Below are 23751 nucleotides of genomic sequence, written 5' to 3' on the forward strand. Positions count from 1 at the left end.
GTCCTAGATGTCGCGGAACGTCTCGATCTGCGCGCCGAGGGCGTTGAGGCGCTCGGCGAGATCCTCGTAGCCGCGGTTGATGACGTAGACGCTGCGCAGCACCGACGTCCCCTTGGCGGCGAGCATCGCGAGCAGGATCACGACGGCCGGGCGCAGGGCTGGCGGGCAGACCAGCTCGGTGCCGCTCCAGTGCGTCGGCCCCTCGATCAGCACCCGGTGCGGGTCGAGCAGCTTGACCGATGCCCCCAGCTTGTTGAGCTCGGTCAGGTAGATCGCACGGTTCTCGTACACCCAGTCGTGCAGCATCGTCTGGCCCTCGGCCGTCGCGGCGATGACCGCGAAGAACGGGAGGTTGTCGATGTTGAGCCCGGGGAAGGGCATGGGGTGGATCTTGTCGATCGGGGCGTGCAGCTGCGACTCGTAGGTCGTGATGTCGACCAGCCGGGTGTGCCCGTTCTCGGCGGCGTACTCCGGACTGCGGTCGTACTGGAAGCCCATCTCCTCCAGCAGCGCGAGCTCGATCTCCATGAACTCGATCGGCACGCGGCGCACGGTGATGCTGGACTTGGTGACGATCGCGGCGGCGATCAGGCTCATGGCCTCGATCGGGTCCTCGCTCGGTGCGTACTCCACGTCGCAGTTGATGACCGGCTTGCCGGTGACGCGCAGCGTCGTCGTGCCGATGCCCTCGATGCCGACGCCCAGCTTGACCAGGAAGAAGCACAGGTCCTGGACCATGTAGTTGGGGCTGGCGTTGCGGATGACCGTGACGCCGTTGTACCGGGCCGCAGCCAGCAGGGCGTTCTCGGTGACGGTGTCACCGCGCTCGGTCAGGACGATGGGCCGCTCGGGGCCGACGCCCGATGCCGCCTCTGCGTGGTAGCTGCCCTCGGTCGCGACGACCTTCAGGCCGAACGGCCGCAGCGCGGTCATGTGCGGCTCGACGGTCCGGGTGCCGAGGTCGCAGCCACCCGCGTAGGGCAGCTCGAACTCGTCGTACCGGTGCATCAGCGGGCCCAGGAACATGATGATGCTGCGCGTGCGGCGGGCCGCGTCCGCGTCCATCGCGGCGAGGTCGAGCTCAGCGGGGACCACGAGCTCCAGATCGTTGTCAGCGTTGAGCCAGGTGGCCTTCACGCCGATCGAGGTCAGCACCTCCAGCAGCCGGTTGACCTCCTCGATGCGGGCGACCTTGCGCAGGACCGTGGTGCCGGCATTGAGCAACGAGGCGCACAGCAGCGCGACACCGGCGTTCTTGCTGGACTTGACGTCGATCGATCCGGACAGCTTCGTGCCGCCCGCGACGCGCAGGTGGCTGGGGCCGGACGTCCCGACGGTCACGAGCTCGGAGTCCAGGGCGCTGCCGATCCGGGCCAGCATGTCCAGGGTCAGGTTCTGCTGCCCCTTCTCGATGCGGTTGATCGCGCTCTGGCTCGTCTTGAGCTCCGCGGCCAGCTCTGCCTGGGTGAGGCCGCTGTGCTGGCGGGCGTCCCTGATGAGGGCTCCGATGCGGGAAAGGTAGTCGTCACGAACACTCATGCCGGCTACGTTATCTCAGATATGAGATAACTCAAACGGCCCCCTGGTCACACCGTCGTCGTGTCAGTCTGGCCCAGTCGGCGAGCGTCCTCGACCCCGCCGTGCCCCTCCACCTGACCCCAGTAGACACCGTAGGCAAGGTCCGAGATCGTGCAGTCGTGCACCGGGAACACGACATTGGGGGAGACCTGCTGCAGGAACTCCACCGTCTCGCTCACCTTGGCCCACGGGGCCGACAGCGGCAGCGCCAGGACGTCGACCCCGTCGGGCACGTACTCGTACGTGTCGCCCGGGTGGAACAGCGTCGGCTCGCCGGGCGCGCTGATGAGGACGCCGACATTGCCGATGCGGGGGATCGTGGGCAGGATCACGGCGTGCCGTGCCCCGACCCCGCGCACCGTGAGCTCGTTGACCTGCGTCTCGAGCCCGTCGGCGTTCTCGGCCCAGTCTCCGAAGCCGATGCTCGCGGCCGTCTCCGGGTCCGCCAGCAGGAGCGCGTCCGGGTTGCGGTCCAGCAACGCGGGTGCTCGCTCCGGGTCGATGTGGTCGGGGTGCTGGTGGGTGACGATGATCGCGTCCAGATCGGTCAGGGCGAAGGCGTCGACGACGCTGAACACCCCCGGATCGACCAGGACGCGGGTGTCGGACGTCTCGACGAGGATGGTGGCATGGCCGAAGCGAGTGATCTGCATGACACCCATCCTGCACCCATCCACGGAGTCGTCGCTGCCCGCGGCGGGCTCGACAGTTGAGAGCTGTCCGACACGGGCAAGAGGTCAGTCGAGGTAGTTCTCGACCACGTCGCCCGAACGCTCTGCGGCGTCGTCCTCGGAGCCGCCGGTCTCGCGCAGGGCCCTGCGCTGACGCAGCAGGTCCCAGGCCTGGTCGAGCTCGACCTCGAGGGTCCGCAGCCTCGTCCGTTCCTCGTCCCGGCTGATGTCGCCGCTGCCCAGCTGCTCGCGAAGACGCTTCTCCTCGGCGACGAGACTGTTGATGTGCTCGTGGATTCCCTGATCGGTCGTCATCTCGGGAGTCTACGTCCGGCAGCAGGCACGCGGGAGCCCCTTGCGGTGCACCCCGGTCAGGCGGGCAGGTCCGCGACCTGGGGCGCGTCATCGCCGAAATAGCGGTACTGGATCTCCTGCCGATCCTTGGCAGCCTGGGCCAGCAGCCTGCGCTCGCCCCAACTGGTACGACCCAGGACGTGGTGGGTGAAGACGTTGCGGGGGAGCAGCAGCGGCGCCATCCACGGCAGTCGCACCGGCAGGTCGAGATCGCGCAACCCGTCCCGGCCGAGGAACATCCGCAGCATGCTGAGCAGTCGGGCCCGGGTGTATCGGCGCCGGAGCGCAGCGAACCGGTGGAAGTGCAGGGTGTCCTGGGCGTCGAGGATGGCGCCCGCCAGGGCCGGACCGGCCGGCGTGACATCGTCCTGGGCCAGCAGGACGTGGTAGTTGAACCGGTGCTGCTCGCGCTCGGTCTCGGCCAGCCAGTCCTCGTCGACCCCCATGAGCCAGCCGACGTACTTCCACAGGTGCATCACGGCGGCTGAGTCCTCACGGGTGACCCGCACGCCCAGCGCGCGCACGCCCAGGAGCAGTGCACCGTTGAACAATCCGAGGGTGGCCGCCTGGTCGGTCTGGTTGATGGGCAGGCCCCAGTGGGCGGTGTTCCAATGGTCTGCGGACTCGAAGCGGTGGTTGACCATCGCGTGCATGAGGCGGACGTGCACCGTCAGGCGCCATCCCTCGCCGTCGCGGCGCATCGCGTCGTGCTCGGAGATCGCGATGCCCCACTTCTGGGTCTCGCCGAGGCGGCGCATCGTCATGTCGCCGGACAGGCCGCCGGTCATGACCAACAGGTCGGTCGGCCCCCCGAAGCGGTAGCCGCCGATCAGGGACAGCTGCAGCAGGACGTCCGCGGCGCTGCGGCCGAAGCGCCGGTAGGCCAGCGCCCCGCGGTTCACCAGATCCATGTCGACCCAGTCCGGGACGGAGTCCACGTGCGCGAAGAAGTCCGCCAGCGCCGGGGGAGCATCGTGAACCGTCTCGATGCCGTGCTCGAGTGCCTGCCCGAACTGGGCCATCGTCACGCGGTCCTCGCGGGCGCGCATGGCCCGGACGAGGGCGGCACCGATCTCGTCCCGCTGCATGAAGCGCTGCCCGATCAGGGCCATCAGGTCCTCGTCGACCTCGCCGACCCGGCCGACCGTCTTGAGGACGCGTCCGATGCGTTCTCCGCGCTGCTCGGCGGCGCGGAAGCGGCCGGGGAACGCGGGTGCGGTCTGGGTCGTCATGTCAGACACGATGACACGAGCATTTACTCGCATACAATTCGCATATGCCCCGTTCCCGCCCACCGGCCGATCTGCGCCGAGCGCCCCAGCAGGAGCGATCCCAGGCGATGGTCGAGCGCATCGTGACAGCCGGCCAGGCCGTGCTCGAACGCGAGGGCTACAGCCGGTTCACGACCAACCGGGTCGCGGTCGAGGCCGGCATCAGCCCGGGGTCGTTCTACCAGTACTTCGCCGACAAGCACGCCGTCCTGGCCGCCGTGGTCGACCGGCACTCCGCCCAGCTGTCGACCCAGCTGACGGGCGTGCTGACCGCCCATCTGGACCGACCCGGGCCCGAGCTCGTCCGGGCCACCCTGGACGGGTTGATGGACGCGCTGGAGCACAACGTCGAGTTCCTGCGGCTCATCGTCGAGCAGCTGCCGCGCGCCCAGTACGGCGACCGAACCGCCGCACTGGAGCAACGGATCGGCGATCTGGTGTCGGCCTACCTGCAGATCAACCGCCCACGGTCGCGCGTCCACGAGCCGGCCACATCGGCCTGGATGCTGGTGCGCACCGTGGAACACCTCGCCGTGCAGTACGTCCTGGAGGACCCCGACATCACTCGCGAGCGGTTCGTCGAGGAGCTGGCCGCGATGGTGCTGGCCTACGTCGAGCCCCATCGCTGACCCTCCCGCGGCCGGAGACGAGCCGAACGCGAGCGCTCGCGTCCGGTCAGGCCGGTCGTTGTGCGCCCCTCGCGCCCGTGCTGAACGCCTGACGACTGGCCGCCAGCGCGATCCCACCGGTCAGCAGGAGGGCGATGGCCACCGTCAGCGGCACCACGGGGGACTCCGAGGCACCCGCGCCCGGCAGGTCACCGGAGTCCGACACGCCGCCACCGCCGCCACCGCCGAAGTCGCCGCCACCGGAGCCGCCACCGCCGCCACCGCCGTTGTCCTGTTCGCGGTAGATGTTCGTGACGACGACCTCACGGGTCCGGTCCTCGGCGACGATGGTGGCCGTCCCGGGCCGTATCGCGGTCGGCCTGTCCAGCACGACGGTCTCCGTGGTGCCGTTCTGCGACTCAGCGACCTGGCAGCGCGTACCGACCGGGATGTCTCGCACCGTGGCCACGCGGACGTTGCCTGAGGCGGTCCGAGCAGGGATGGTGAACGTCTGGTCGAACTGGTTCCCGGCCCCCGGCCCGTCGCAGTCGAGCGTGAGGACGATCTTGTCCTGCTGGCCTGCTGCCGGGCCGCCGATGCGCTTGGTCAGCCGCAACCTGCCGAGCCCACGCTCGTACCGGTTGGTCGCGGCGACAGCGGCGTTCTCGCCTTCGACGATGGTGACCGCGCCTGGATCGATCGAGGTCGCGGTGACCCTGACCTGGTCGTTGTCACCGTTCTCGGGCTCGGTGACCGTGCACTCCGACCCGGCGGGGAACCCGGTCAACGTCACGGTGTGCGGCCCCTCCGCGGCTCGGGCGGGGATCGTCGCCCTGCGTTCGATCGGGTTGCCTCCGCCCGGTGGCGTGCAGACCGCGCGGATCTCGATGGCCCCCTGGAGGCCGGCGCCTTCGCCGCTGATCGTCTTGGTCACCGCGATCCCGCCGGCGGCGAACTGGGTGATGCGCACACTGGCCACCGCCTCGAGCTCCGTGGTCTCGGCAAGGACCAGGGACTGGGCGGCGTCACGCCCGGGTACCGCGCCGTCGTACAGGTAGACCGTGTTCGCCGCGACCGTCTCCGCCCGTCGGAGCGAGAAGCCCTGGTCCCCACTGGCGTCGGTCGATCGTGCCCACAGCTGCGCCCCGGGCTGCACGGTGGCGCCTGCGGCCAGGGGCTGCGTCCCGGCGGCGTCCGCGAACACCTCCACGCCCTCGAGCTGGAGCGTCGACGGACCGTTCGCCGTGACCGTGAACGGGCCGACGATCTCACCGGTCGACGGCGCGGCGGCGGTGCTGGGGGAGATGGTGAGCGCCGGCTGCGTCGGCTCGGTGACCGGGTCATTCGCGAGGGTGTCCGCAACGATGGCCGCGGTCAGGTCGTACAGCTCGCCCTCTGCCGGGTCGACCACGAAGTTGTCGCTGAAGAACCAGATCGCGGCCTGCACGGCACCAGACCTGACGTTGTCCGGCTGGCCGGCGGGCTGGTCGGGGACCGTGGGGTAGTAGTTCTGCAGGATGTAGCCGACCCTGCCGAGGTTGCGGACATTCGACTCGGCCCAGTTCCCGCGCTCGTAGGTCACCCCGGCCTCTGTGCTGGTGAACAGATCGATGCAGTAGGCCAGGGATTCGCGACCCTGGTCGTCGACTACCGGGATGATGCCGACATAACCCCGCAGGACGGCGCTTGACCCGGCCGGAGCCGTCGCGGGATAGCCGCCCTCGGGATCGAACGTGTCAGGAGCCACGTAGGCGCTGACCCGGGTGACACCGAGGTCGCCTGTGAGGGCAGTGATCCGGAGCTCCGTGAAGGGGGAGTCGGCCGCCGGGACGGGGACGTCACCGATCTCCGGTGCGGCACCTGCCGGACGTCCCACGAGCACGGACAGCGTCAGCAGCACGAAGACCATGGATACACGAAGCGTTCGCCCCGTCCGGTTCGTCAGGTTGATTTCCACAGCCATGTACCTTCCCCCGATAATCACACGCACGCGGACCGTCCGGTACCGCCCTCGAACCCTCACATTGCGGGGAGCAGACGCCGTAGGGTCTTAGGTCCCTAGCGACCCCAGCGGCCCACGGGCGGCGCCCCCTGGTCCAGGGCCATATGGCCCGGCCCGTCCGTCATTTGTGCGGGGATCCATGGCCGGAGGCGCCACTGGGCGCCCCCGCCATGGATCGCGGTCAGGCCGGTCGTCGTGTGCCCGTCGCGCCCTGGGCGGCGGCCTGACGGCAGGCCGCCAGCGCGATCCCGCCGGTCAGCAGCAGGGCGATGGCCACGGTCAGCGGCACGGCGGGGGAGCCCGATGCACCCGCGCCCGGCAGGTTGCCCGACGAGCCGCCGCCGTAGCCGCCGCCGAAGTCGCTGCCACCTCCACCGCCGTTGCCACCACCGCCGTCGTTGTCACCGCCGTCGTTGTCACCGCCACCGTCGTCCTGCTCGCGATAGCGGTTGGTGACGACGACCTCGCGGGTCCTGTCCTCGACGATCGTGGCGGTCCCGGGCTCGATCGTGGTCGGCTCCTCGAGGACGATCGTCTCGGCGGCGCCGGTCTTGTTCTCGGTCACCTGGCACCGCGTGCCGACGGGGATGTCATCGATCCGGGCCACCCGCAAGCTGCCCTCGGCCGACTCCGCGGGAATCGTGAAGGTCTGGTCGAGCTCATTGCCGATGTCGTCCCCGTCACAGTCCACGCTGATCACGATCTCGCCCTGTCGACCGGCTGCCGGCCCCAGGATGCGCTTGGTGATCTCCAACCTGCCGAGCGCCCGTTCGTACTGGTTCGTCGCGGCGACAGCCGTGTTCTGACCTTCGACGACGGTGACGGTGCCCGGATCAATTGAGCTGGCCGTCAGCCTCACCTGATCGTTGTCGCCGTTCTGCGGCTCGCTGACGACGCATGTCGCGCCTTCGGGAAGGCCGGTGAACCTGATGGTCTGGGGTCCCGCCGCCGTTCCGGCGGGAATGGTCGATGACCGCTCGATCGCCTCCCCACCGTCAGCCGGGGTGCAGACGACGCGCACCTCGATGGCGCCCTGCTGCCCGGCGGCGCCGCCGCTGATCGTCTTGGCGACCTCGATGCCACCCGCTGCGAACTGGGTGATGCGGACCCCGGCCACGGCCTCGAGGACCGAGGTCCGCGCCAGGACGAGCTTCTGCGCCGCGTCGCGCCCCGGTATCGCGGCGTCGTACAGATACACGGTGCTCTCCCGCACGGTTTGTTGTCGTTGGAGCGAGAAGCCTTGCCCCTCCCCGGCAGTTGTCGACCGCGCCCACAGCTGGGCTCCGGGCTGGACGGTGTCTCCGGCCCCGAGAGGTTGCGTCCCGGCGGCATCCAGGAACACCTCGACCCCCTGCAGACGCAGCGTCGACGGACCGTCAGCGGTCACCGGGAACGGGCCGACGATCTCACCCGTCGACGGGGCGACCGCCTCCTCGGGGGAGATGCTGAGCGTCGGCTGCACCGGCTCGGTGGCCGGACCGTTCGCAAGGGCCTCGTTCACGATCTGCGACGTGAGGGCGTACAGCTGGGGCTCCGCGGCGGGGTCCAGCACCAGCCTGTCGCTGAAGTACCAGATGGCCGCCTGTACCGCGGCGGCCTTGACGTTGTCCGGGACGCCGGCCGGCGCGTCGGGCTCGGTCGGATAGTAGTTCTGCAGGATGTGCCCGACGTACCCGAGGTTGCGGACATTGGACTCGGCCCAGTCCCCGCGCTGGTAGGTCACGCCGGTCTCGGTGCTCGTCAACAGGTCGATGCAGTAGGTCTGCACAGTCTCTCCGTCGGCGTCCAGGGCCGGGATGATGCCGGCGTACCCGAGGGGGTTGGAAACCGACCCCGCCGGCGGGGCGGAGGGATACGCGTCAAGGCTGAGGGGGTCGAAGTCGGCCGGGGCGACGAAGGCGTCGACGTCGGTGACACCGAGCTCGCCCGTGATCGGTCCGATCCGCAGCTCGGTGAAGGGCGAGTCGGACCGGATCGGTGAACCGCCGATCTCGGGTTCGGCATGTGCCGGGCGTCCCATGAGCACGGACAGTGTCAGCAGCACCAGGACCACGCAAACACGAATCGTGCCCACCGTCCGGCTCGTCAGGTTGATCTCCACAGCCCGTACCTCCCCGATCACCACACGCATGCGGACCGTCCGGCGCCGCCCCCGCACAGTCACATCGGTCTCTCGAAGGCCTATAGGGTCTTAGGTCCCTACGGCACGGAAGAGGACCTAGGGCCCAACGACTCTGGCCCTGCAGCGTGAGGGTTTGCTGCACTGCGCGCCGCGTGGGGGCCGCCGTCTGGCGAACTCCGCGAGCTGCCCCGGGTTGCCTTCTCGCCGATCGTCCGCGAGTGTGGACGTTTGCCCACGAGACCGACGAATGGGAGAACGACATGCTCACCCTGACCGACTCAGCAGCCGACGTCGTCAAGCAGATCGCCGATCAGGTACCGGATGCCGACGCATCCGGACTGCGGATCAGCACCGCCCAGGAGGGCGATGAGACGGGGCTGACGCTCACCGCGGCCGCCGCCCCCGAGCCGGGCGACCAGGTGCTCGACGAGGCGGGCGCGCGCGTGTTCCTCGACGAGACGGCCGCGACCATCCTGGACGACAAGGTGCTCGACGCCGAGGTGCAGCCCGACGGAGCCGTCACGTTCGGGCTCGGCCAGCAGGCCTGACCCGAGCACTGCCGCGGCGCTGATCCCTCCCGGGGATCGGCGCCGTTTCCGTGCGACTACGCGGGGGCCAGCACGCAGAACTCGTTGCCGTCGACGTCGGCCATGACGACCCAAGGGACATCGCCCTGGCCGATGTCGGCCCGGCGTGCGCCCAACGACTCCAGCCGTTCGACCTCGTCCTGCTGCTCGGTGCCGGCGAGGGGAGCGAGGTCGAGGTGCCAGCGGTTCTTGCCGGTCTTCTCACGGAATGGGGGACCGCCCCAGCTGATCTTGGTGCCACCGCGGGGAGATTGGATAGCCGTCTCCTCGTCCTGGTCCCACACCAGCGGCCAGCCGAGCGCCTCGCTCCAGAAGTGCCCGACCGCCTCCGACCCGTCACAGGAGAGCGCGCCGATGCGTGCGGTGTCGGCCAGGAAGCGGTTGGTGGGCTCGACGACGCAGAACTCGTTGCCTTCCGGATCGGCCAGGACGACGTGCTGCTCCTCAGGCAGCTGTCCGACGTCCAGATGGCTGGCACCGAGCCCCAGCGCCCGGTCCACAGTCGCCTGCTGGTCGTCCCACGAGGTGCTGGCGAGGTCGAAGTGCATCTGATTGGGCTGGGTCTTGGGCACGTCCGTGGGCAGGAAACACAGAGCGAGCTCACCGTCACCGCCCGGCAGCATCACGACACCGCCAGGCGAGTCCTGGGGTTCTGGACGGTTCAGCACCCCGGCCCAGAACGTGGCCAGAGCCAGCGGGTCCTGCGCATCGATGTTCAGAGTGACGAGCTCGGACGGCATGGCAGTCCTCCTTGGATATCTCGCCACGCTAGACGAAGCGGCGTGCGGCCACAACGGCAGCCGCAGCCCACTTCGGCGCGTGTTCCTGCTCGTGCTGCCTTTGTCCGATAATGCACATTATGTCAACTAAGACATATTTCGGGCGCCCCCCACTGGGTCAGCCCTTCAGAATCCACTCCGACCATGCCGACGTCTTCGACTTGGACGGCGAGATGAATTCCTTGAAGGATCTGCCCTCGCCGCTCACGGCCAACACGGTGGTCCTGACCTTGATCTTCGACTCGTTGTCGAGGCACGACCGCGGCACCTGCATCTTGAAGAACCCGTTCTTTCCGGTCCTGAGGGTTGTCTTGATGTGCGACTCGGCCGCGGTATCGCACACACGTTCGATACCTCGCGAGTCGTGCAGCTGCGCTAGCCCTTGGGGTTCGCCCACCGGTCCGAAGAGCCGAAAGGACGAGCTCACCGTTCCCGTGCTGTTCGTGACGCTCTTCCGCGCGACGTCGATCCGCGCGGTCTTCTCGTCACCGGCCCGCAGATCGGCGAAGGTGATCGTGACCGACACGTATGTGGACCCGTGTGAGATCTTCACGCTGGTGACGTCCGTGCGCTTCGCGAACGACTTCTGAGCCGCGGTGCGATCGCCGCTCACCTTGCCCCTCATCACGACGTCGTTGCTCTTGTCCTTCACCGTGCCCGAATCGGCCGAGGCGCCCGCCGCGCCGCCGACGACCAGTGCCAGCGAAGCGGCTGACACCATCGCTGTGCGAACCGATTGACGCATGACTCCCCCGAGCTCCTGCAAAGATGACAGGCGATCACCGTAACCGTTCGAGACATCGGGAGCCGCATGCCGCGCTTCGCGCTCAGCCGCCTGCACACGTGGGATGCAGAGTTCCCGGGCCACGACCGCTTCTACACGGCGGACCCGTTTGGGAACCGGCTGGAGTTCTTGGAATCGCGGGGCTGAACAGCATCCAGCCTCGCCCCCTCTCCCCTACCAGCGCAGCGAGCATCGCGAGCTCATCCTCGCCGACCGTCACGAGTGCGAGCTGGAGGGGCCCGTCCGTGCGCTGCTAGCCTCCGCTGATGCGCGGCACCATTCTCACGCTCGGCGGTGGCGGCTTCTCGATGTCGGATGACGGCACGTCGGCCCTGGACGACTTCCTGCTCGAGCTGACCGGCAAGGATCGTCCGCGCATCTGCTTCGTGCCCACGGCCAGCGGTGACGCCGACGGCTACAGCCAGAACTTCGAGTCGTCCTTCGCCGGCCGCGCCGAGACATCGGTGCTCTCGCTGTTCTGCCATGAGCCGTGGGGTTACACGGACCCGGGCATGCTGCTGGAGCAGGACGTCATCTACGTCGGCGGTGGCTCGACGGCGAATCTCCTCGCTGTGTGGCGCCTGCACGGTTTGCCTGACCTGCTGACCGAGGCGGCTGCCCAGGGCGTGATCCTTGCGGGGATCAGCGCGGGCATGAACTGCTGGTTCGAGGGGTCCTCGACGGACTCCTTCGGGCCGCTGGCTCCTCTCGCCGACGGTCTCGGGTTCATCAAGGCCTCCGCATGCCCGCACTATCTCGGGGAGCCGGGCCGTCGCGAGAAGTACCTGGGATGGGTGGCCGATGGTTCGCTCGGCGATGGATACGCCGTCGACGAGTACACCGCTCTCCTCTTCCGGGACGGTGAGCTGGTCGAGGCGTTGACCGAGCGGGACGACCGGCCGGCATTCCGCGTCGAGCGCGACGGCCACGGTGGAGCGGTGGAGACCCAGATCCCGGTTCGCACGGTCACCTGAGCACGAGATCTCCACTTCACTAAGTCGGCGGCGACTCTGCGAGGCGCGCCTTGACCCGCGCTGCCAGCAGTGCGTACTGGGCATCGAGCCTCGTGGGGCCTGTGGGTCGCTCGACCTCGGTGCCGCCCACGACCGATTCGTGCGGGCCGAACTGCCCGATGGTGAGGTCGACCTCCCGCCCGTCAGGTAGACGGTTCCACCAGTGGAAGTCGACACGCGCCCCGTTCACGAGGACCTCCCCCATCACCAGCGACCCACCGAAGTAGTCGTGCATGACCACGGCGGTCGTCGCACATTGACCCCGTGCCGGGTTGCCCGGATGCCACGCCGCGACGTCCTCGGGCGAGCAGGTGTCCGCGCCCCACGACTCGCGCAGGGCAGCAGCGACGGTGTCCAGTTCCATGCGCACGACACTAGGGCGCAGGGCCGACAGCCCTCTCCCCCAATGTGGGTCCTAGAGCTGTGACAACCCCACGAGGAGACACACGAACGCCGCTGTCGTCAGCACCGAACGAAGATGGTTGAAGACGACCCAGCGGTCCTCGAAGGCATCGCGCAGCTGCGCGGCGGCGCCCGTGCCGGTCTCCAGCGCATCGTTCAGCGGGACGTTCACGGCGCCGGTCACGACGAATGCGCCGACCGCGTACAGGATGACCCCCGCCACGAGCCACGGTCGGGCATCGGTGTGCCAGCCCAGGATCGCCGCAGCCAGCGCGGCCACCCCAGCACCTGCGAAGACCAGGAGGAACACCGGATTCAGGATCGCGGCGTTGATCGCTCGCATGCTCTGCACGAAGGTCGCGTCGTCGGTGCGACGCAGCCCCGGCATGACCGCATAGGAGAACGCCGCGAACAGTCCTGCGGAGAGTCCCACCAGCGCGGTCGCGACCACCAACGAGGCGCGCGTCATGCGCTGACCGCCCACACCTCGGTCGCGGCGGTGGCCGTCGCGTAGTCGCGGAAGTCCCGAGGGGATCGCCCGAGGACCTGCTCCAGATCACCGGTCAGGTGCGAGTTCCGACCATCGAGCACTTTCGTGAACAGATGGGTCAGGAACTCGACGAGATCCGCGGGGACCGCCTGCTCCGCGAGGCCGGCAGCGAACTCGGGCGTCGACACCGGGACGAAGCTGATCGGGCGGCCCGAGGCCCCGGCGATCTCCTCCACGGCGTCCCCGAACGTCAGCAGTCGTGGCCCGGTGAGCTCATACGTCCTCCCGGCGTGCTCCGGACGGGTCAGGGCGGCCACGGCCGCGTCGGCCAGGTCGTCGGCGTCCACGAATGGCTCGGTCACGGTGCCGGTCGGAAGGGTCAGCTGTCCGGCCAGGATGTCGTCGAGCAGGAACGACTCGCTGAAGTTCTGCGAGAACCAGCTCGACCGCAGGATGGTCCAGGCAACGCCGGAGTCGCGTACCGCCTGCTCGGTCGGCCAGCCGTCCTCCTCGCCTCGGCCGGAGAGCAGCACGAGCCGCTCGACCCCCGCGTCGCGGGCGATGTGCGACAGCGTGCGGATAGCCTCGGCGGCGCCCGGTGCTGCCATGTCGGGGTGATAGGCCAGGTACACAGCGCCGACCCCCGCCAGTACTGCCGGCCAGGTCGACTCGTCGGCCCAGTCGAAGCGCGGTGTGCCGCGTCTGGATCCGCTCCGGACGGGGATGTCGAGTGCCGCGAGTCGCGCAACGACCCGGCGGCCGGTGGTTCCGGTGCCGCTGAGGACGGCTGTCATTAATGAGGTCATGGATCCATCGTGGGATCCCCCGGTGAGATGATCCATGGCCGAAAACCCCATTTCCATGCTCGGACGTCTACCGTGAACGAGTGGACACTCTGAGCGCGCTCCTCGACGGTCCCCGAGCCAACGGCGCCTTCCTGCTGCGGTCCGTGCTGAGCGCGCCGTGGGCCTTGCGCGTGCGAGACGAGGCACCGCTGTCGATCGCCGTCGTGGTGGCCGGCGAGGCCTGGGTGCTCGGCGACGACGAGCACGCCCGCCTCGGTCCCGGGGACGTCATGATCGCCCGCGGCCCGCACCCCTACACGGTCGCCGACGCGCCGGGCACTCCCCCGAACATCTTCATCGAGCCCGGCCAGCACTGCGTCGACGCCGCGGGCAACAGCCTCGAGGACGTCATGACGCTCGGCACCCGCACGTGGGGCAACGACATCGCCGGCGAGACGCTCCTGGTCACCGGGACGTACGAGTCGACGCGTGCCGTCAGCGACCGACTGCTGCGGAGCCTCCCGGCGACCCTCGTGCTGCGCGCGGACGAGTGGGACGGCCGGCTGGTCGACGTGCTGTGCGAGGAGATGACCCGCGACGAGCTCGGTCAGGAGGTCTATCTGGACCGTCTGCTCGATCTCGTGCTGATCGATGCGGTGCGCGCCTGGTTCGCCGGTGACCCTGCGCGGACGCCGGCCTGGCACCGCGCTGCCCGCGAGCCCGTGGTCGGCCCCGCCCTGCAGCTGCTGGAGGACGATGTGGCCCGCCCGTGGACGCTCGACGTCCTCGCGCGCGAGATCGGCGTCTCCCGCGCGGCACTGGCTCGGCGCTTCACCGCGGCGGTCGGGCAGCCGCCCATGGCGTACCTGACCGATCTTCGGCTGGACGTCGCCGCCGATCTGCTCCGCGATCCGACGATGACGATCGCGGCGGTCGCCCACCGGGTGGGCTACGGCAGCGCGTTCGCCCTGAGCGCCGCATTCAAGCGGGTGCGCGGCGTGAGCCCGAGCCAGCACCGCGTCCGCGCGAGCTGAGGCCGCGGACGGACGATGAGGCTTTGCGGTAGCCCCAGCGACCACAAACCCTCATCCTCCGTCCCTGGCCGGACGAAGGATGAGGGGTTGGGGTTGCCCCAGCTACCGCAAACCCTCATCTTCGGTCCCCCCGCTCAGAGCTTGAGCGCGCCGGTGGCCAGGAGCACCGCGGCGAGCACGGCGAGCGTCCACAGCAGGATGCACACGCCGAGCTCCGGCGCGGTGAGCGTCGTCTTGCCTCGCTCACGGCGTGCCCGCAGGTACAGCAGCGTCCCCGGGGCATAGATCAGGCAGCTGAGCAGGAGGTAGCGCGACCCCGCCGAGTACAACAGGAACACCGCGTACACGATCGCCAGCGCCGCGACGACCTGGTCGCGCCGTCGTCGCTCCGTCGTGGCCCCGTCGTACGTCTGCCCGGTCACCGTCAGCTTGAACGCGTACGCCGCCACGAGCAGGTACGGCACCAGCGCGAGGGCCGTGTCGAGCTTGAGCATGAAGTCCAGTGCGTTGTCGATGACCAGGACGAGCAGGAGGAACAGCTGCACCGAGACGCTGGTTGTCACCAGCGCGGCGATGGGCGTGCCGTTGCTGTTCTCGCGGGCGAGCGCCCGCGGCATGATCTCGGTCCGTGCCGGGTCGAACATCACCTCGGCGTTCAGCAGGGTCCACGCGAGGTATGCACCCAGCACCGACACGATCACCGCGACGTCGATCATCGTCCCGCCCCACTCCCCCACGGCGGACCTCAGCACGACGCCCATCGACGGCTGCTCGGCGTGCGCGAGCCGACTCTGCGGCAGGATGCCGTACGACACGAGCGCCACCGAGGCGAACAGCGCCAGGGTGCTGACGAAGCCCAGCACCGTGGCCCGGCCGATGTCCTCGCGACGACGCGCCAGCCTCGAGTAGGCGCTGGCCCCCTCGACCCCCAGGAACACGAAGGTCGTGATGAGCATCGTGGCCTTGACCTCCTCGAACAAGGACGCACGGCCAGCACCGTGTTGCCCTGACCAAGTCCCGGCAGGAAGGCGCCGATGCTGGCCATCGCGAAGGTCAGGTAGAAGACGTTGCCCACGACGTTGCTGGCCCAGTAGCCCCAGGCGACGTTGAATCCGGCAGTTGCCGAAACCCGCCTGCGCGTACACGTAGATGCCGTTGTCCAGATCCGGGCGGCGCACCGCCAGCGACTGGAAGACGAAGGCCAGCATCAGCATCCCGGTCCCTGCAATGACCCAGGCGATGACTGCCCCCAGGACGCCCGTCGCCGCGCCGAAGTTCTGCGGCAGCGTGAAGACCCCGCCGCCGACGATGGACCCGACGACCATCCCGGCCAGCGTCAGCACCGAGACCTTCGGCGCCCCGGACCTCACGTCCTCGGTGGTCATCTGCTCAACGCTGCGGCTTGACCAGCGGGAACAGGATCGTGTCCCTGATGCTGAGGCCCGTCAGGTTCATCACCAGTCGGTCGATGCCCAGTCCCATCCCGCCGGTGGGCGGCATCCCGTACTCCAGCGCCATGAGGAAGTCCTCGTCGACCTGCATCGCCTCGGCGTCGCCGGCGGCCGCCAGCAGCGACTGGGCGACCAGCCGCTCGCGTTGGTCGACGGGGTCCACGAGCTCGGAGTACGCCGTCCCCTGCTCGGCGCCGAAGATCACCAGGTCCCACTTCTCGGTGAGCCGCGGGTCGTGGCGGTGCGGTCTGGTCAGCGGGGCGTTCTCCTTGGGGAAGTCGGTGTAGAAGACCGGGGTGACGGTGGTCCCCTCGCACAGCTCGCTGTAGATCTCCTCGAGCACGAATCCCCAGGACGGGTCGAGGTCGAGCTCGATCCCCAGCCGGTCGGCGTGCTTGCGCAGGATGCCGATGGGTGTGTCCGCGGTGATCTCCTCGCCCAGCGCCTCCGAGACCGCCTCGCAGATCGTCTTGACCGGCCACTGCCCCGACAGGTCGTACTCCTGGACCTTCCCGTCCCGGTCCGTGCGCCGCGCCATGGGCGATCCGTAGACGGCGGTGGCCGCCTCCTGGATCAACTCCTGGGTGAGGACACGCATCGTGCCGTAGTCGCCGTAGCTCTCGTAGACCTCCAGCGAGGTGAACTCGGGATTGTGCTTGAAGTCGGCACCCTCGTTGCGGAACTGGCGACCCACCTCGAAGACCTTCTCCATGCCGCCCACGAGCAGTCGCTTGAGGTGCAGCTCGGTCGCGATCCGCAGGTACAGGTCCATGTCGTACGCGTTGATGTGAGTCTCGAACGGTCGCGCATTGGCGCCTCCGTGGATGGTCTGGAGGATGGGTGTCTCCACCTCGGTGAAGCCACGCGCCTGCAGCGAGTCGCGGACGCTGCGCACGATCGCGGTTCGCTGGTACGCGACGGTGCGCGAGTCCGGGCGCACGATGAGGTCGACGTACCGCATCCGCACCCGCGCATCGGGATCGGTCAGCCCTTCGTGCTTGTCGGGCAACGGCCGCAGCGACTTGCTGGTCAGCATCACCGACGCCGCGCGTACGGACAGCTCACCGCGGCGCGTGGTGATCACCTCGCCCGTGACGCTCACGTGGTCGCCCAGGTCGATCGAGTGCTCCCAGAACGTCAGCTGCTCGGGCGCCAGGTGCTCAGCGTCCACCATCACCTGCAGGTCGCCGCTGCCGTCGCGCAGCGCCGCGAAGCCGATGTGCCCCATGTCCCGCTTGAGCAGGACCCGTCCCACGACCGAGACCGTGATGCCGGTCAGCGTGTCGGGCGGCAGGCCGTCCCCGGCGAGGGCGCGGACCTCCGCGAGCGTGTGGGTGCGCGGGGCCGTCACCGGATAGGGGTCGACGCCGCTGGCGCGGATCTGGTCCAGCTTCTCTCGGCGGACGCGCATCTGCTCGGGCAGGTGCTCGGTCGAGATGGCCTCGGCCACGACGTCGGGTGCCGGCGGGATCAGCGCCCGGACGGCTGCTGCGTGCTCGGTGTCCCCCGTGCGCAGACCGTCCGGGGCACCGCGCCGGTGGCGCAGGCTCGCGATGGTCGGCGCGACGAGGAACCCCTCCGCGCTGCCGGCCGCCGTGCCGACCCGCGGCAGGTCCGAGGCGTACTCGTAGCCCATGTAGCGCGGCTGCCAGTCCGGCTGGTACTTCGCATTCGAGCGGTACAGGGATTCCAGCTCCCAGTTCTTGCTGGCGATGAGCAGGCTTTGACGCCACAGGCGGGCCACCGGTCCGGCTCCGATCTCGGCGCCGCGGGCGAACGCCTCGCGGAACATCGCGAAGTTCAGCGACACCAGCCCGATGCCGAATGTCGCCGCCTCGCCGGCCAAGGCGGCCACCATGAGCTCCACGACCCCGTTGTCCGCGGACGGGTCGCGCCGCATCAGGTCCAGCGAGAGGCCGGTGCGTCCCCAGGGCACGAAGCTCAGGAACCCGCGGAGCCGGCCGTCGCGGTCGCGGGTCTCCACCAGCACGCACGCCTCGTCCAGCGGGTCCCCCAGCCGTCCGAGTGCCATCGAGAAACCCCGCTCGTCCCCACCGTCACCGCGCCACGACGCGGCTGCCTCGCCGAGGGCCGCGAAGTCCGTGTCGGTCAGGCTTGCGTGCCGCACGACCCGAGTGGTGTAGCCGCGTCTGGTCAGTCGCGTGACCGGCTGGCGCACACCCTTCATGCCCGGCCCGTTGAGCGAGAAGCTCGCCATGTCGACGATCGCCTCGTCCCCGATGTCCAGCAGCGACAGGCCCGCGTCGGCGTACGCCACCGCGCCCTCACGGCCCGCACCCATCACGGCCAGGGACCAGCCGTTCGACCGCGCCTCCGCACGCCACCTGGACAACGCGTCGGGCCAGTAGGCGGGGTCTCCCACGGGGTTGCCACTGGCCAGGCTCACGGAGCCGACCACGCGGTAGGAGACGCCTGCTCTGGCAGTGTCCACCTGCCCGGTGTCCCACACGACCGCCTTGTCGCGTCGCGTCGCGAAGTAGCCAAGGGAGTCGTGTTCGCCGAAGTCGCGCAGCAGGGCTCGGACCCGCGCCTCGTCCGCGACCTCCAACGTGCGGGTGCCGCGCGGCGCGCGGAACAGGATCACCGTTGCGCTCAGGACGACCACCGCCCCCACCAGACCGATCACCATCCGCACCCACCACGGCGCCGTCGCCGACGTGTCGAACCCGGTGCGGCCCAGGTCGAGCAGCATCGAGTCGAAGACGTAGACCGTCGAGTCGCCGAACCCCGGCGACCGTCCGGCCGCGCTGACCAGCGCGGCGCCGCCGAGCACCATCACCAGTCCCCCGCCCAGGAACACCACGACGGCCGTGAGCAGGCTGCCCGACACACGACGTGCGACGAACTGTGGCCGCACGCGCACGGCCAGGACGATGACCGTGCCGACCAGCACCAGGCCCAGCGAGGCCAGCACGACGTTGTCCCCTTCCGCGATCTCCTCGATCCGGCCGATCTCAGGAACTCCGAGCCACCAGATGACTCCGAGCCACCACGCCGCCCTCAGCCGACGACGCAGCCCGACGCCGGTGACCAGCAGCAACGCGGCGTACACCAGGCTCGGCACGACCGGGATGGTCAGCAATGACAACGGGTCGTCGTAGTGGGCAAAGTAGCGCCGCCACGGCGGGACCAGGGTGACGATCACCGTGAAGACGCCGAACAGGAACATCACGCCGGCGAAGCGGTCCGGCCAGCCGTCGTCAGCGGGACGCCGCATCACGGGCAGCTTTGAGCCGGAGCTCCGGTCTGTGTCGGGCGGCTCGTGCGTGCGCTTCTCGCCGGGTGCGGTGGTGTCGGTCATGGCGATCCTCCTGCTCGGGACGCGCGGTCCGGCTGGACCGACGCGAACATGCCTAGGCACACGAGCCATGCGCTCATGCCCGCGATGTGCAGTCGCTGACTGGTGGCCAGCGCCCACTCCGGCCAGTCGGCGACGACGGACAGGCCCATCAGTGCTCCCGCGACCAGGCCGGACCCCCAGAACAGCCACCACGCGCAGCGGTGGAACCAACCGGGGCCGGTGCGCCGGGTCGCTGCCCAGGCTGCGGCCATCCCGATGTACAGGCCGACGTCCGAGGCGGTGGAGAGGGCGTTGTGCAGGACGCTCTGGGAGCGGTCCGCGGCCGAGTCGCACACGGTTCCTTCGCTGCATGGCGCGGTGACCACGGCGGCTGCCGCGGCACCGACCGCGAAGAGAAGCGTGCTGATGAGCACGACGGTGCGCATCGGACGTGGCGGCATCGCCGCACCCACGTATGGCAGCAGCACCAGGACCAGCGCAGCACAGAGCAGGTCCATCATGCGTGACAGCGTCGCGTGCGGAGCGCCCGGCGCTGCCAGCTGGCTGACGACCTCGCTCATGCCCTCGAACCCGCGCAGCACCCAGTCGAGCACGAAGCTCGAGTACGCAGCCCCGGCGAGGACGCCGATGATGATCAGGATCGCCCCACGCCGGCTCACACGGCCACTCATGAGGCGCTCGCCGCGGTGGACGCCTCGGCACGGACGTCCTCGGCGTACTCGCGCGCAGCAGGTGCGGACAGGGCCAGGATCACCAGGACGCTGCCACCGACGGTGAGCAGTCCGTGGAACTCATCGGGCCGGCCGTCGCCGGTGACCCAGTCGGCCATGGCCGCCAGAGCTGTCACCGAGCAGAAGGTCATCAGCAGCAGCCGGGCCCAGTTGCGGCCCGCCAGGATGCCCACGGCCAGCACGGCGTCGACGGCCGCGGCGATCACCAGGAACGCTGCCAGGGCGCGCTGGGACGCATCGCTGTCCAGCGCCAGACCCAGGACCGCGATGACGTATCCCGTGCCGCGGGCCAGGGCGACGCCCGCACCGATCAGCACGGACGAAGGCCACCGCGGCGCCGGCTGCTGGCCCTTCACGGGGTCGGGGCCCGTCGGCGCCACACGGACGTCCAGGATCGGCAGGTCACCGTCGGTGCGAATCCGGTCGCCGCCCCCGTTGACGTGGTGGTACCCGGACGAGAAGTTCTTGATCATCGACACGGACGCACCGGGCAGCGCCGACCGGACCGAGTCGACCACGAAGTCTCGCTCGACATCGGTGTTCTCGTCGATGTGGTGCGTGACCTGCAACGTGAACAGGCTGAGGCCGACACGGCTGTCGAACGTCGCGGCCGCCATCCAGTCGGAGCGGAATCCACCCGGCAGCAGCCACCCGTCGGGACAGCGCCAGAAGCGGACGTGGTGGCGCTTCGACGGGCTGCCACGCACCTCCTGCTCGTAGGCGAAGTCCTGCTGGCGGTCGAACAGGTGCAGGGGGCTCACCGGCGCTGCGGCATAGCTGCGTCCGCGCAGGACGCTGAGGACGATCTTCACCGACGATCGGAGGTCCACTGGGTCGGCCAATGTCCAGCCCGCTGTCGACAGCGCCGTGTGGACCTGGCCCTCCCGACCCAGCAGCCCCAGGTTGACCGGGTCCCCCAGCAGCCCGTCGCTGGTGCGGGTACGACCGATGAAGTAGTCGGGCAGGTAGATCGCCGTCAGGATGCGGTGCAGGCGGGGCAGCACGAGATAGCTGAAGAAGATCCAGAACACGACCAGCAGCAGCGTCGGCCAGCCCGGATGCAGTCCGTCGCGCAGCAGCACGTACGAGAACCAGAGTCCAACGACCGCCGACAGCGCGAAGAACCAGCCGTCCAGCACCGTGCTCGACGGTCCGGTGGCACTGCCCTCAGGGACCATGTACCCACGGTGGCCGTCTCGGACCACGTGCGGCAGAGTCCTCATCCCCTACCGTGGAGGATGTGCTCGCCGGTCTGCTCGCTGCAGCGGGAGCGGCGCTCTGCTACGGCGTCGCCTCCGTCCTCGAGGCTGTCGCGACGCGTCGCACGGCCGCCGTGGAAGGCCTGGATCCGCGGCTCGTCGTCCGGTTGCTCAAGTCCTGGCCCTACCTCCTCGGCCTCTGCGTGGATGCCCTGGGATTCGTGCTCAGCCTCGTCGCGGTCCGCTCGCTGCCGCTGTTCGTGGTGCAGTCGGTCGTGGCGAGCTCGCTGGCCGTCACGGCGATTCTCGGGGCCGTCTTCCTGCGGATGCGACTGCTGCGCGCGGACCGGATCGGCCTGGCGGTCGTGGTGGTCGGCCTAGCGCTGGTCGGCGCCTCCGCGACCGAGGACCGCAGCGTCGACGTGGGTCGCGCCGAGGAGTGGGGCGTGCTCGTGGCGGCCGCGCTCCTGGCCGTTCTGGCCATCCCGCTCGCACGTCTTGGCGGAGGTCGCGGCGCCACTGCGCTGGGGGCCGTCGCAGGACTGGGCTACGGCGTCACGGCGGTCGCCTCGCGGATGCTGCCGGGCAATCTGTCGCCGCAGCACATCGGCGGTGAGGTCGGTCCCCTGCTCGCCAGCCCCGTGACATACGCCCTCGTCGTCGGCGGCGCGGTCGCGATCCTGTCGTACTCGATCGCACTGCAACGTGGCAGCGTCACCCAAGCGACCGCGCCGATGGTCGTGGGCGAGACAGTCGCCCCCGCCCTGGTCGGGCTCGCGCTCCTCGGCGACCAGCCGCGTCCCGGTTGGGGTGCGGTCGCGTTCATCGGTTTCGTGCTCGCGCTCGTGGGCGCGGTCAGCCTCGCCAGGCACGGCGAGGTGGAGACCGACCTCTCGGACACGGGGCTCCGCGACTCCGACAGCTGATTGTCTCCGCTCGTAGACTGGACGGACGACAGGAGGTGCAGCCCTGATGAGCGCCGGAGACCGCATGCGGCACGAGTACCGCATGCGCCTGGAGGCAGAGGCTGCCGCCGCATCCTCGTCCGAGGGCGGCGACGAGGCACCCGACGACGCCGCGCAGCGGGCCCTCCGGGCGGAGCACCAGGCGCAGTGGGTCGACATGCAGATCCAGCAGGCCATCGCGCGCGGTGAGTTCGACGACCTTCCCGGTGCCGGCAAGCCGATCAAGGGGATCGACCGCCCCCACGACCCGGACTGGTGGGTCAAGCAGCTGATCGAGCGCGAACGCATCAGCGTCCTGCACCCGGCGCTCGCGCTGCGCAAGGAGGACGCGGAGCTGGAGACGACGCTCGACCGCATCACGACACCGACGGGCGTGCGCGAGGCGATCGAGGACTTCAACGCGCGGGTCATCGAGGCACGCCGCCAGCTCCAGGGTGGTCCTCCGGTCATCACCGCCCTGCGCGACGCCGACGAGGAGGTCGCGGCGTGGCACCGGCGCCGGACCGAGCGGGTCGCGACACAGAAGGCCCGCCTCGCCGAGATCCGCGCAGCCGAGGCGGCCAATGCTCCCCCGCCGTGGTGGCGCCGGATGGGCCGCTCCCGGCGATCCCGGTGATGTTGTGGGTGCCGGCTGGCACTCTTGAGGCGTGAGATCAACCCTGTCCGATCCGGTGACCCGGGACGTCCACGTCACCTCCCCCGTCAACGTGTACCTGACGTTGTCGTTGCTGCGCCGAGGCCCGGGTGATCCCACCTTCCGCAGGGACGGATCACGCATCTGGCGCACCAGCCGCATGGCCACCGGGCCGGTGACCTATGCGATCGAGCCCCGCAGCGCCACCCACGTGCGCGCCCAGGCGTGGGGACCCGGGAGCGACGAGCTGATCGAACGTGTCCCCCAGCTGATCGGCGCCGAGGACGACCCGACCTCCTTCGAGCCTCGGCACCCGCTGCTGGCCGACGGCGTCCGCCGGTTCCCAGGCCTGCGCGTGCCGCGAACCGGACGCGTGCTCGAGGCACTGATCCCGGCGATCATCGAGCAGAAGGTGCTCGGCATCGACGCCTTCGCCGCCCAACGTCGCCTCCTGCGACGTTTCGGCGAGGCCGCCCCGGGGCCCGCACCCGAGGGCATGCTGGTGACACCGGACGCCGAGCACTGGGCTGCGATCCCGTCGTGGGAGTGGCACCTCGCCGGCGTCGATCCCCGCCGGGCCCGCGCGGCACAGGCCAGCGCCAAGGTCGCCGCGCAGCTCGAACGGCTCGCCGAGTCGGGCGATGACGCCGCGGTCTACCGGGCCATGCGCAGCATCCCCGGCGTGGGCGTCTGGACGGCGGCCGAGGTCGGGTACCGCGCGCTCGGGGACGCCGACGCCGTCCCCTTCGGCGACTTCCACGTCGCCAAGGACACCGGCACCGCGCTGATCGGCCGGCGCATCGACGATGCGGAGCTGGCGACGCTGCTCGAGCCGTGGCGCGGTCACCGGTTCCGTGTGGTGCGGCTCGTGCAGCTCAGCCCGCTGGCCGCCAGGGACCGCCGCGGCCCCCGCATGGCGCGCGTCGATCACCGTCACATCTGACGGCCCGCTTGCGCTCCACCTAGGGT

General features: G+C 69.7%; 22 protein-coding genes. 7 read left to right on the forward strand and 15 right to left on the reverse strand.

Annotated features, from left to right (window positions below; genetic code table 11):
- Positions 1 to 3: 3 nt before the first annotated feature.
- The 4 genes from NQV15_RS09555 to NQV15_RS09570 all read right to left on the reverse strand — a co-directional run bounded on the left by NQV15_RS09555 (position 4) and on the right by NQV15_RS09570 (position 3835).
- Positions 4 to 1539, reverse strand: a complete 1536-nt coding sequence (locus NQV15_RS09555; RefSeq protein WP_232399592.1) for a UDP-N-acetylglucosamine 1-carboxyvinyltransferase — start codon at positions 1537 to 1539, stop codon at positions 4 to 6.
- Positions 1540 to 1586: 47 nt separating this feature from the next.
- A complete protein-coding gene (locus NQV15_RS09560; RefSeq protein ID WP_232399593.1) occupies positions 1587 to 2231 on the reverse strand; it encodes an MBL fold metallo-hydrolase in 645 nt (214 codons plus the stop codon).
- Positions 2232 to 2315: 84 nt separating this feature from the next.
- Positions 2316 to 2564, reverse strand: coding sequence for a DUF2630 family protein (locus NQV15_RS09565; protein WP_232399594.1), 249 nt, complete (start codon positions 2562 to 2564; stop codon positions 2316 to 2318).
- A 56-nt stretch (positions 2565 to 2620) separates the two neighbouring features.
- Complete coding sequence (locus NQV15_RS09570; protein ID WP_232399595.1) at positions 2621 to 3835, reverse strand: oxygenase MpaB family protein; 1215 nt, start codon at positions 3833 to 3835, stop codon at positions 2621 to 2623.
- 44 nt (positions 3836 to 3879) lie between these two features.
- On the opposite strand from NQV15_RS09570, the gene NQV15_RS09575 reads away from it, so the two are divergent.
- Positions 3880 to 4503, forward strand: a complete 624-nt coding sequence (locus NQV15_RS09575; protein WP_232399596.1) for a TetR/AcrR family transcriptional regulator — start codon at positions 3880 to 3882, stop codon at positions 4501 to 4503.
- A gap of 46 nt (positions 4504 to 4549) precedes the next feature.
- Here NQV15_RS09575 and NQV15_RS09580 read toward each other — a convergent pair whose 3' ends face one another.
- Both NQV15_RS09580 and NQV15_RS09585 read right to left on the reverse strand, forming a co-directional pair.
- Entirely contained in the window at positions 4550 to 6391 is a 1842-nt protein-coding gene (locus NQV15_RS09580; RefSeq protein ID WP_232399597.1) for a thioester domain-containing protein, read from the reverse strand.
- Positions 6392 to 6665: 274 nt separating this feature from the next.
- A complete protein-coding gene (locus NQV15_RS09585; protein WP_232399598.1) occupies positions 6666 to 8585 on the reverse strand; it encodes a thioester domain-containing protein in 1920 nt (639 codons plus the stop codon).
- Between the two features lie 281 nt (positions 8586 to 8866).
- Here NQV15_RS09585 and NQV15_RS09590 point away from each other — a divergent pair, with 281 nt between their 5' ends.
- Positions 8867 to 9154: a Fe-S cluster assembly protein HesB gene (locus NQV15_RS09590; RefSeq protein ID WP_232399599.1), complete on the forward strand. Its 288-nt coding sequence runs from the start codon at positions 8867 to 8869 to the stop codon at positions 9152 to 9154.
- Positions 9155 to 9210: 56 nt separating this feature from the next.
- Here NQV15_RS09590 and NQV15_RS09595 read toward each other — a convergent pair whose 3' ends face one another.
- Together NQV15_RS09595 and NQV15_RS09600 are read right to left on the reverse strand one after the other, a co-directional pair.
- The gene (locus NQV15_RS09595) at positions 9211 to 9933 is read right to left on the reverse strand and encodes a VOC family protein (protein WP_232399600.1); all 723 of its coding nucleotides are present in this window, start codon (positions 9931 to 9933) and stop codon (positions 9211 to 9213) included.
- 157 nt (positions 9934 to 10090) lie between these two features.
- On the reverse strand, positions 10091 to 10840 hold the full coding sequence (locus NQV15_RS09600; protein ID WP_232399601.1) for a hypothetical protein: 750 nt from the start codon (positions 10838 to 10840) through the stop codon (positions 10091 to 10093).
- Between the two features lie 182 nt (positions 10841 to 11022).
- On the opposite strand from NQV15_RS09600, the gene NQV15_RS09605 reads away from it, so the two are divergent.
- A complete protein-coding gene (locus tag NQV15_RS09605) occupies positions 11023 to 11730 on the forward strand; it encodes a Type 1 glutamine amidotransferase-like domain-containing protein (RefSeq protein ID WP_232399602.1) in 708 nt (235 codons plus the stop codon).
- 19 nt (positions 11731 to 11749) lie between these two features.
- On the opposite strand, the gene NQV15_RS09610 is transcribed toward NQV15_RS09605, so the two are convergent.
- From NQV15_RS09610 to NQV15_RS09620, 3 genes are read right to left on the reverse strand one after another with little or no spacing between them, the layout of a single operon-like run.
- Entirely contained in the window at positions 11750 to 12133 is a 384-nt protein-coding gene (locus NQV15_RS09610; protein ID WP_232399603.1) for a YunG family protein, read from the reverse strand.
- A gap of 51 nt (positions 12134 to 12184) precedes the next feature.
- On the reverse strand, positions 12185 to 12640 hold the full coding sequence (locus NQV15_RS09615) for an anthrone oxygenase family protein (protein ID WP_232399604.1): 456 nt from the start codon (positions 12638 to 12640) through the stop codon (positions 12185 to 12187).
- Complete coding sequence (locus NQV15_RS09620) at positions 12637 to 13467, reverse strand: Rossmann-fold NAD(P)-binding domain-containing protein (RefSeq protein ID WP_232399605.1); 831 nt, start codon at positions 13465 to 13467, stop codon at positions 12637 to 12639. Before NQV15_RS09620 ends, NQV15_RS09615 begins: the two co-directional genes overlap by 4 nt.
- A gap of 80 nt (positions 13468 to 13547) precedes the next feature.
- Here NQV15_RS09620 and NQV15_RS09625 point away from each other — a divergent pair, with 80 nt between their 5' ends.
- On the forward strand, positions 13548 to 14480 hold the full coding sequence (locus NQV15_RS09625; RefSeq protein ID WP_232399606.1) for an AraC family transcriptional regulator: 933 nt from the start codon (positions 13548 to 13550) through the stop codon (positions 14478 to 14480).
- Positions 14481 to 14614: 134 nt separating this feature from the next.
- On the opposite strand, the gene NQV15_RS09630 is transcribed toward NQV15_RS09625, so the two are convergent.
- From NQV15_RS09630 to NQV15_RS09645, 4 genes are read right to left on the reverse strand one after another with little or no spacing between them, the layout of a single operon-like run.
- Positions 14615 to 15865 (reverse strand): amino acid permease, encoded by a 1251-nt coding sequence (locus tag NQV15_RS09630; RefSeq protein ID WP_232399607.1) that lies wholly within the window; start codon positions 15863 to 15865, stop codon positions 14615 to 14617.
- A 4-nt stretch (positions 15866 to 15869) separates the two neighbouring features.
- On the reverse strand, positions 15870 to 19253 hold the full coding sequence (gene lysX / locus NQV15_RS09635) for a bifunctional lysylphosphatidylglycerol synthetase/lysine--tRNA ligase LysX (RefSeq protein WP_232399608.1): 3384 nt from the start codon (positions 19251 to 19253) through the stop codon (positions 15870 to 15872).
- Positions 19250 to 19924, reverse strand: coding sequence for a DUF998 domain-containing protein (locus tag NQV15_RS09640; protein WP_232399609.1), 675 nt, complete (start codon positions 19922 to 19924; stop codon positions 19250 to 19252). Before NQV15_RS09640 ends, lysX begins: the two co-directional genes overlap by 4 nt.
- On the reverse strand, positions 19921 to 21162 hold the full coding sequence (locus NQV15_RS09645; RefSeq protein WP_232399610.1) for an LssY C-terminal domain-containing protein: 1242 nt from the start codon (positions 21160 to 21162) through the stop codon (positions 19921 to 19923). Before NQV15_RS09645 ends, NQV15_RS09640 begins: the two co-directional genes overlap by 4 nt.
- Before the next feature lie 53 nt (positions 21163 to 21215).
- Here NQV15_RS09645 and NQV15_RS09650 point away from each other — a divergent pair, with 53 nt between their 5' ends.
- From NQV15_RS09650 to NQV15_RS09660, 3 genes are read left to right on the forward strand one after another with little or no spacing between them, the layout of a single operon-like run.
- Entirely contained in the window at positions 21216 to 22109 is an 894-nt protein-coding gene (locus NQV15_RS09650; protein ID WP_232399611.1) for a hypothetical protein, read from the forward strand.
- 46 nt (positions 22110 to 22155) lie between these two features.
- Positions 22156 to 22764: a DnaJ family domain-containing protein gene (locus NQV15_RS09655; RefSeq protein ID WP_232399612.1), complete on the forward strand. Its 609-nt coding sequence runs from the start codon at positions 22156 to 22158 to the stop codon at positions 22762 to 22764.
- 31 nt (positions 22765 to 22795) lie between these two features.
- A complete protein-coding gene (locus NQV15_RS09660; RefSeq protein ID WP_232399613.1) occupies positions 22796 to 23725 on the forward strand; it encodes a DNA-3-methyladenine glycosylase family protein in 930 nt (309 codons plus the stop codon).
- Positions 23726 to 23751 lie beyond the last annotated feature (26 nt).

This window comes from Aeromicrobium wangtongii (assembly GCF_024584515.1).
GTDB classification, from domain to species: domain Bacteria; phylum Actinomycetota; class Actinomycetes; order Propionibacteriales; family Nocardioidaceae; genus Aeromicrobium; species Aeromicrobium wangtongii.

Coding starts and splice junctions, on each gene's coding strand:
- NQV15_RS09555 (WP_232399592.1), bottom strand. CDS start 1,539: ATGAGTGTTCGTGACGACTACCTTTCCCGCATCGGAGCCCTCATCAGG.
- NQV15_RS09560 (WP_232399593.1), bottom strand. CDS start 2,231: ATGCAGATCACTCGCTTCGGCCATGCCACCATCCTCGTCGAGACGTCC.
- NQV15_RS09565 (WP_232399594.1), bottom strand. CDS start 2,564: ATGACGACCGATCAGGGAATCCACGAGCACATCAACAGTCTCGTCGCC.
- NQV15_RS09570 (WP_232399595.1), bottom strand. CDS start 3,835: ATGACGACCCAGACCGCACCCGCGTTCCCCGGCCGCTTCCGCGCCGCC.
- NQV15_RS09575 (WP_232399596.1), top strand. CDS start 3,880: ATGCCCCGTTCCCGCCCACCGGCCGATCTGCGCCGAGCGCCCCAGCAG.
- NQV15_RS09580 (WP_232399597.1), bottom strand. CDS start 6,391: ATGGTCTTCGTGCTGCTGACGCTGTCCGTGCTCGTGGGACGTCCGGCA.
- NQV15_RS09590 (WP_232399599.1), top strand. CDS start 8,867: ATGCTCACCCTGACCGACTCAGCAGCCGACGTCGTCAAGCAGATCGCC.
- NQV15_RS09595 (WP_232399600.1), bottom strand. CDS start 9,933: ATGCCGTCCGAGCTCGTCACTCTGAACATCGATGCGCAGGACCCGCTG.
- NQV15_RS09605 (WP_232399602.1), top strand. CDS start 11,023: ATGCGCGGCACCATTCTCACGCTCGGCGGTGGCGGCTTCTCGATGTCG.
- NQV15_RS09610 (WP_232399603.1), bottom strand. CDS start 12,133: ATGGAACTGGACACCGTCGCTGCTGCCCTGCGCGAGTCGTGGGGCGCG.
- NQV15_RS09615 (WP_232399604.1), bottom strand. CDS start 12,640: ATGACGCGCGCCTCGTTGGTGGTCGCGACCGCGCTGGTGGGACTCTCC.
- NQV15_RS09620 (WP_232399605.1), bottom strand. CDS start 13,467: ATGACCTCATTAATGACAGCCGTCCTCAGCGGCACCGGAACCACCGGC.
- NQV15_RS09630 (WP_232399607.1), bottom strand. CDS start 15,865: ATGACCACCGAGGACGTGAGGTCCGGGGCGCCGAAGGTCTCGGTGCTG.
- lysX (WP_232399608.1), bottom strand. CDS start 19,253: ATGACCGACACCACCGCACCCGGCGAGAAGCGCACGCACGAGCCGCCC.
- NQV15_RS09640 (WP_232399609.1), bottom strand. CDS start 19,924: ATGAGTGGCCGTGTGAGCCGGCGTGGGGCGATCCTGATCATCATCGGC.
- NQV15_RS09645 (WP_232399610.1), bottom strand. CDS start 21,162: ATGGTCCCTGAGGGCAGTGCCACCGGACCGTCGAGCACGGTGCTGGAC.
- NQV15_RS09655 (WP_232399612.1), top strand. CDS start 22,156: ATGAGCGCCGGAGACCGCATGCGGCACGAGTACCGCATGCGCCTGGAG.